This is a genomic window from Micromonospora sp. NPDC002411 (assembly GCF_053592955.1).
Window position 1 is genome coordinate 1 of sequence record NZ_JBSFBM010000355.1, and the last position, 6,677, is coordinate 6,677.

At 71.3% G+C, this 6,677-nt stretch carries 5 protein-coding genes and 1 pseudogene; 4 read left to right on the top strand and 2 right to left on the bottom strand.

What is annotated here, in order from left to right:
* Positions 1–913: ABC transporter substrate-binding protein (locus ACWCO3_RS29315; RefSeq protein ID WP_450013123.1), on the bottom strand; the 913-nt coding region annotated here is incomplete at its 3' end.
* 266 nt (positions 914–1,179) lie between these two features.
* Here ACWCO3_RS29315 and ACWCO3_RS29320 point away from each other — a divergent pair.
* From ACWCO3_RS29320 to ACWCO3_RS29335, 4 genes are all read left to right on the top strand, one after another.
* On the top strand, positions 1,180–1,965 hold the full coding sequence (locus ACWCO3_RS29320; RefSeq protein ID WP_145778920.1) for an ABC transporter ATP-binding protein: 786 nt from the start codon (positions 1,180–1,182) through the stop codon (positions 1,963–1,965).
* 2 nt (positions 1,966–1,967) lie between these two features.
* A complete protein-coding gene (locus ACWCO3_RS29325) occupies positions 1,968–2,918 on the top strand; it encodes an LLM class F420-dependent oxidoreductase (RefSeq protein ID WP_450013125.1) in 951 nt (316 codons plus the stop codon).
* A complete protein-coding gene (locus ACWCO3_RS29330) occupies positions 2,915–3,223 on the top strand; it encodes a cupin domain-containing protein (RefSeq protein WP_088987605.1) in 309 nt (102 codons plus the stop codon). The genes ACWCO3_RS29325 and ACWCO3_RS29330 overlap by 4 nt, the downstream gene beginning before the upstream one ends.
* Positions 3,224–3,300: 77 nt before the next feature.
* Positions 3,301–6,261 carry a hypothetical protein gene (locus ACWCO3_RS29335; RefSeq protein WP_450013128.1) on the top strand — a complete coding sequence of 987 codons (2,961 nt, stop codon included), beginning with the start codon at positions 3,301–3,303 and terminating at the stop codon, positions 6,259–6,261.
* Positions 6,262–6,372: 111 nt separating this feature from the next.
* Here ACWCO3_RS29335 and ACWCO3_RS29340 read toward each other — a convergent pair.
* Positions 6,373–6,677: pseudogene (locus ACWCO3_RS29340) on the bottom strand (hypothetical protein); the annotation flags it as partial.

Genomic DNA, 6,677 nt, shown 5'->3' on the forward strand with positions numbered 1-6,677 from the left:
CGATCGCGGTGCCGGTGTTGCCGGAACGGACGTACGCAGCCATCAGCTCGAGCTCGGCGGCGGCGGCGACCGGGTTGGAGGCGTCGACGTTCTTCTTCAGGATCTCGCCGGCCTCCTTGGAGTTGGCCAGGCTGTACTCCAGGCCCTTGAGCAGCGCCGCGGTGAACCGCTTCACCATCTCGGGCTTCTCCTTGGCGATCTTCGAGGAGGTGATCAGCACGTTGCCGTAGAGGTCCTGCATCACGTTGCTGTACGGCAGCATGATGGCCTTCTTCTTGGCCACCGCCTCGATGGTCGGCTGACCGACGACGAACTGGCCGATGCCGTCCACCGAGCCGGAGCCCAGCATGCCGATCAGGCCCTGCGCCTCACCGTTGACCCAGGTCACCTTGTTGACGTCCACACCGGCGAGCCGGGCGTACGTCGGGAACAGGTTGCGGACCACGGACCCGGGGGTGTCGGCGAGCTTCTTGCCCTCCAGGTCCTTCGGGGAGGCGATGTTCTTGCCCTCGACCGAGGCGATGCCGGCCATGGTGCGCTGCTGGATCGCGGCCACCACAGTGAAGTCCTTCGCCTGGCCGTTGCCGACCTGCAGCAGACTGCCGGTGAGGTCGACCGGGCCGAACTGGGCCTGGCCACCGACGATGGTCTGGATCACGCCGCCGGTGCCCTGACCGGGCTTGATCTCGACGTCGAAGCCGGCCTCCTTGAAGAAGCCCTTCTCCTTCGCCACCCAGGCGTAGGAGTCACGGCCGAAGTTGCCGAAGGAGGTGAGGTAGATCACCTTCTCCAGGTTCTTGCTGTCGCCGCCCTTGGCGTCGTCGGCCGAGTCCGACCCGCTGCTGCAGGCGGAGACAAAGGCGAGGGCGGTGGCCAGCGCGGCCGTAGCGACCGTACGGGTCAGCCTTCTCATCAAAGCACCATGTCCTTTCCGACCGGGCCTGACAGGCACCGGAGGGGTTGTCATGACGGGCCAGCGTGAGGGGTGGAAGCCGGCACCGCCGTCGTGGGGGGACTCTTCGCGGGCACAGCGTACGAGAAACCCACACTTGCGACGCCAGGTGCATCGGGTTGCGGAACGGAAACAACCTGACGACCACCCCGGACGGTGCGTTACGTCCACGCGCCAGCTAGCCTTTGTCGGATTCCTGACCGTCCACTCAGCGGAGGCCGCCGGAGATGATCCGACTGTCCGGAGTGTCCCGTACCTTCGAAGGCCGGTCCGGCCGGGTGGAGGCGCTGCGCGGCATCGACCTCGACGTCGCCGAGGGCGAGTTCGTCGCGGTGGTCGGCCGGTCCGGTTGCGGAAAGTCCACGCTGCTGCGGCTGATCGCCGGGCTGCTCCCGCTGACCGCCGGCGAGATCACCGTGGCCGGCACACCGATCGCCCGCCCGCGCCAGGACATCGCCATGCTGTTCCAGAAGCCGGCGCTGCTGCCCTGGCGCACAGTGCTGGACAACGTCCTGCTGCCCGTGGAGATCTTCGGCTGGAGCCGCGCCAAGCACCGCGAGCGAGCCCGACAACTGCTCGACGTCGCCGGCCTGGCCGGCTTCGAGAAGCGCCTGCCGCACGAACTCTCCGGCGGCATGCAGCAGCGGGTCTCGCTGTGCCGGTCGTTGATCGGCGAGCCCCGTGTGATGCTGATGGACGAGCCGTTCTCCGCGCTCGACGCGCTCACCCGCGAGGAGCTGTCCGGCGAACTCCAGCGGGTGCACATGGAGAACAAGCCGACGATCGTCTTCGTCACCCACTCGATCGACGAAGCGGTGCTGCTCGCCGACCGGGTGGTCGTTCTGAGCCCTCGCCCCGGCCGGATCCGCAAGGTGCTCGACGTCGACATCCCCCGACCTCGCACCCTGGGCCGCAACGCCCACCTGGCCGACGTCGCGCGGGTCAGCGCCGACCTCCACGAGCTGTTGATGGAACGTGACGAGCCGGCGGCGGCCGGCGCGGAAGGACGATGAACATGCGGGTGTCGGTCTTCACCGAACCCAACCGGGGCGCCACCTACGACACCCAACTCCGGTTCGCCCGACTGGTCGAGGCCTGCGGTTACGAGGGTTTCCTCCGCGCCGACCACTACCAGTCGATGGGCGCCGACCCGGGCCTGCCCGGCCCGACGGACGCCTGGCTGACCCTCGCCGCGCTGGCCCGCGAGACCGAACGGATCCGGCTCGGCACCCTGGTGACGTCGGCCACCTTCCGCCTGCCCGGCCCGCTCGCGGTGATGGTCGCGCAGGTCGACCAGATGAGCGGCGGCCGCGTCGACCTGGGCATCGGCGCCGGCTGGTACGAGCGCGAGCACACCTCGTACGGCATCCCGTTCCCGCCGGTCGGCGAACGCTTCGACCGGCTGGCCGAGCAGCTTGAGGTGATCACCGGGCTGTGGGGCACCCCGTCCGGCGAGACCTACAGCTTCACCGGCGACCACTACCGGTTGGTGGACGCGCCCGCCCTGCCCAAGCCTGTGCAGGTGCCCGGGCCGCCGATCATCGTCGGCGGTCGCGGCCCCAAACGCACCCCGGAGCTGGCCGCCCGGTACGCCGACGAGTTCAACATGCCGTTCAAGTCCGTCGCGGAGACCGCCGAGGCCTACGACCGGGTACGGGAGGCGTGCGAGCGCACCGGGCGGACGGAGTCCGGACGGGCACCGCTGGTGCTCTCCGCCGGAATCGTCGTTGCCATCGGCCGAACCGACGAGGAGGCCCGGCGGCGGGCCGCACCCCTGCACGAGAAGAGCGCACTGCCGCCGGAGGACCCGGTGGTCGGCTCACCCGCGCAGCTCGCACAGCGGATCGGCGAGTTCGCCGCCATCGGCGCCACCCGCGTACACCTCCGCCTGATCGACTTCGACGACCTCGACCACCTCGAACTGATCGCCGCCGAGGTGCTTCCCCAACTGGACGGAAAACGATGACCGACGTGATCGACGGGACCGAACTCGGTCCGGTGGGCCAGGAGATCGTGTTCGAGAACGACCGGGTCCGGGTCTGGCACATCCGCCTCGAGCCCGGCGAGCGGCAGCCGCTGCACCGGCATGACCACCCGTACCTGGTGGTGGCGATCGAGGGCGCGAAGAACGTCGTACAGACCATCGACGGCACCCGGATCGACGCCGACGAGCCCACCGGCGGTGTGGTCTACCGCGACCCGGGCGCAGTACATATGCTCACCAATGTCGGAGACACGACTTACCTGGCCCGGCTGGTCGAACTCAAGTAGACCCGCCGAGCGCGGGCCGGCGCGCCGCGCGGCGCGCCGGTGGCGATCGGGTGTACCAGGTGCGTAACGTGCCCGACATGGCCTTTCGGACCTGGGGCAGACTGCTGCTCACGGCGCTCGGCGTGAGCGTGCTGGCCGGGGCCGGCCAGCTCGGCGTCGCGTACGGTTTCGGCATCGTCCGGCTGACCGGCGCCTTCACCGGTACGACCGTCAACCAGTGGCCGACCCAGCTCGTCTGGGTCGGCTGGTTCGCCGCGAACGCCGCCGTCGTCGGCGCCGTCCTGACCGGACGCCTCGCTCGCCGCGACGCACCGCCGCCCAGCACGGGCCGCCAGTTGGCGATCGGTGGTGCGGCGGCGCTCGGCGCGACAGTCATCGCTCCGCTCTGCATGCAGCCCGCCCGTGCCGCCGAGTTGATCTCGGTGGACCCGGTGTGGGCGGTGGGCATCTGCGCCGTCCTCGGCGCGGTGATCGGAGCGGGCGCGGCGATCGCTGTCCTGCTCCGGCCCGAGCTGGGCTGGAACATGGCGGCCGTCGCCGGCGCGGTCTGGCTGCTGGCGCTGATCTCGGTACTGCCGTCGCTCGGCACGACCGGCCCACTGCCGACGGTTCGGCTCGGCGTCCTCGAGCCGAGCTGGCTGGACGACGCCGCCGCGCAACGGCTGGCGCTGCTCCTGCTGCCCATCGTGGCGCTGCTGGCCGGCGGGGCGACCGCCGGGCTGGCCCGCTGGCGGGGCCAGGCGCCACTGGTCAGCGGAGCCACCGGGGTGGCCGGGCCGGTGCTGGTGGCATTCGCGTACCTGACCGCGGGCCCGGGTGACGCGGTGGACCGCTACCAGGCCACCCCCTACTACGCCTCGTTGATCGCGATCCTCGCCGGCGCGCTCGGCGCGGCGGCAGCCGCGCTGCTTCGGTGGCCGGCCGGTGCTCCTACCACGGACCCGGAGGCGATCGAGCCCTCCGACATCCTGCGTCCGCTGCCCCCGGGCCCGGAGCTGCCGGGCGCGGCGTCGACGGACTCGCCGAACGAACCGGCCGCCGCCGAACGCACCGCCGTGGAGCCGCCCGCCGACACGAAGCCGGGCACCGTCGTCCCCGGTCCGTGGGCCGCCGAAGGCTCCGATGGTGTACGCACCGTCCCGGCCCACTGGGACTGGCCGACGACCACCGCGAGCGGCCAGCACGGTCCGGCCCCCGCCACTGCGGCAACCCCTGACGCGCTGTCCAGGCCCGCATCCTGGCTGACCGATCCGACCGGCGAGTTCACCGCCGACACGCGGACCCACAGGCTGGTCCCGGAGGCGGTCACCTCCTCGGCCGACACCGAGCACCCGGCCACCACCGAGATCAGCAGCCCGACCAACGCCGCCTCAACCAGCACCGCGTCGACCAGCACCGCCCCGACCGGTGCAGCGGCGACCGGTGCAGCGGCGACCGGTGGTGCAGCGGCGACCAGCGCCAAGGGCGGGCGCGCGGGTGCCACCGCCGCGGTGGCCGGCCCTGCCGACGGCGAGCCGACCGACAGCTCGACACCACGCACGAAAGGTCGACCGACCGACGACCGGGGCACCGGCACGACCAGCGTCGGTACGACCAGCTCGGGCACGACCGGTGCGGCCAGCGCAGTCAACACGGGCATGGCCAGCACTGCCAGCACGGGCATGGCGAGCGCGGCCAGCACGGGCATGGCGAGCGCGGCCAGCACGGGCGCGGCCAGCACGGGCACCGGTGAGGTGGCGGCACCGCTCAAGCCGCGCCGGACGCGTAAGCCTAAGGTCGGTTCGGATGCCACCCCTGACTCTCCTGGCGACCTGTCCCCGACCGAGTCGAGGAGCACCGACGAGACGACCACCGGGCGCACCAGGAAGGCCACCATGCCCGGTAAGTCCGCCGACCGCACCGGTTCCGACACCTCGGCCGACACTCCGGTGCTGAGCGACGCGAACCAGGGCGCAGCTTCCGACCTGGGAGCCAAGGCCTCCCCGACCCGCGCGACGGCAGCGGCCCCGACCATCGCAACCGGCACCACCGAGGCACCGGCCGCACCTGACTCGAAGGCCGCAGCAGCCAACCCGCCACACACCCCGGCCGCCACCACCAAGAAGGACGCGGCCAACGTCAGGACGGCAGCAGCCGACCCGAAGGCAACAGCAGCGAAGCCCCAGCCCGCAGCCAGCCCAACGTCGGAGGTGGCCGACCCGAAGGCGGGCTCGCCGCGTACCCCGGTCGGCGCAACCACCGACCCCACCGCGCCGCCGCCCGCCGCAGCCACCGCCACACCGGCCACCGCAACGGCCAGTTCCGCCGCGTCACCAACGGGCCCGGCCACTGCGTCGACAGCCGACCGGGCCGGCGACGCCGACAAGGCGCGGAAGGCCACCGAGGACGGTTCCACCGCTGGGCTGTTCGGGATCCCGGCCGCCGGCAACTCGGACACCGACCGGTGGACGCCTGCGCGATCGCCCTGGCCGGTAACCTCGGCCTGGAAGGTGCCGCCGCAGGCGCCTGGGCAGGAGTCGACGGCTTCGGATGCGCCGACCGGGCCGGAGGAGTCGACCGATCAGACGCCGAGGCCACGGCACCGAGCGCCGTTGCCGGACCTGAGCCGGGCCAGCACCTGGAACGCCTTCGACACCACCCGCCGTACCAGGCCGGCCGAGTCACCGGACCGTTCGAGCCCGGCCGCGAGCAGCGAAGCACCAGCTCCGCCCGAGAAGCCGAGCGCCCCGGTCGTGCCGGTCAGGGCTGGTACGACCGCCGACACCGACGACCCGGCTGACGTCGACGCCACGCCGACGGCCGGCAAGGTGGCGGAACAGCCTTCCCGGCGCGGACGGCTCGGTGGCCTCTTCCGCCGCAACCGGTCCCGGAGCGAGGAGCACCAGGATCCGGAGGGCACGACGGAACCGCTGCCGGCTCAGGACGAGGAGTTCGTCGACTGGGTCGCGGGGCTGAGCAAGCCGGTGTCGGACAACGAGCCGGAGCAGGGGAACGCCCGCCGTTCGCTGCGCTCCACCGGCCGGCACCACCGCGAGTAAGACCTGCCTGATCCACTCGGGTTCACTGAAGTCGGGCCATCCCGAACGCCTGGATACCGCGACACCAGTGAACCCGAGTCGATCATCAAATCGACCGCACGAGCCGGCCGGTCAGGCCAGCGGGAGGTAGACCCGGCCACCGCCGGAGACGAACTCTTCCGACTTGTCCTTCATGCCGCGTGCCGCGTACTCCTTGAGCTCCTGGGTGATCTTCATCGAACAGAACTTCGGGCCGCACATCGAGCAGAAGTGCGCCGTCTTCGCCGGCTCGGCGGGCAGCGTCGCATCGTGGTACGACCGCGCGGTCTCCGGGTCCAGTGAGCCGAAAAGGTGATCCAGACAACGCGCAGGAGCACTAGTTAAATTTTTAACGAGTGCTATCGTCAACCGCATGACCGAGAGCCTGGACAGCACCC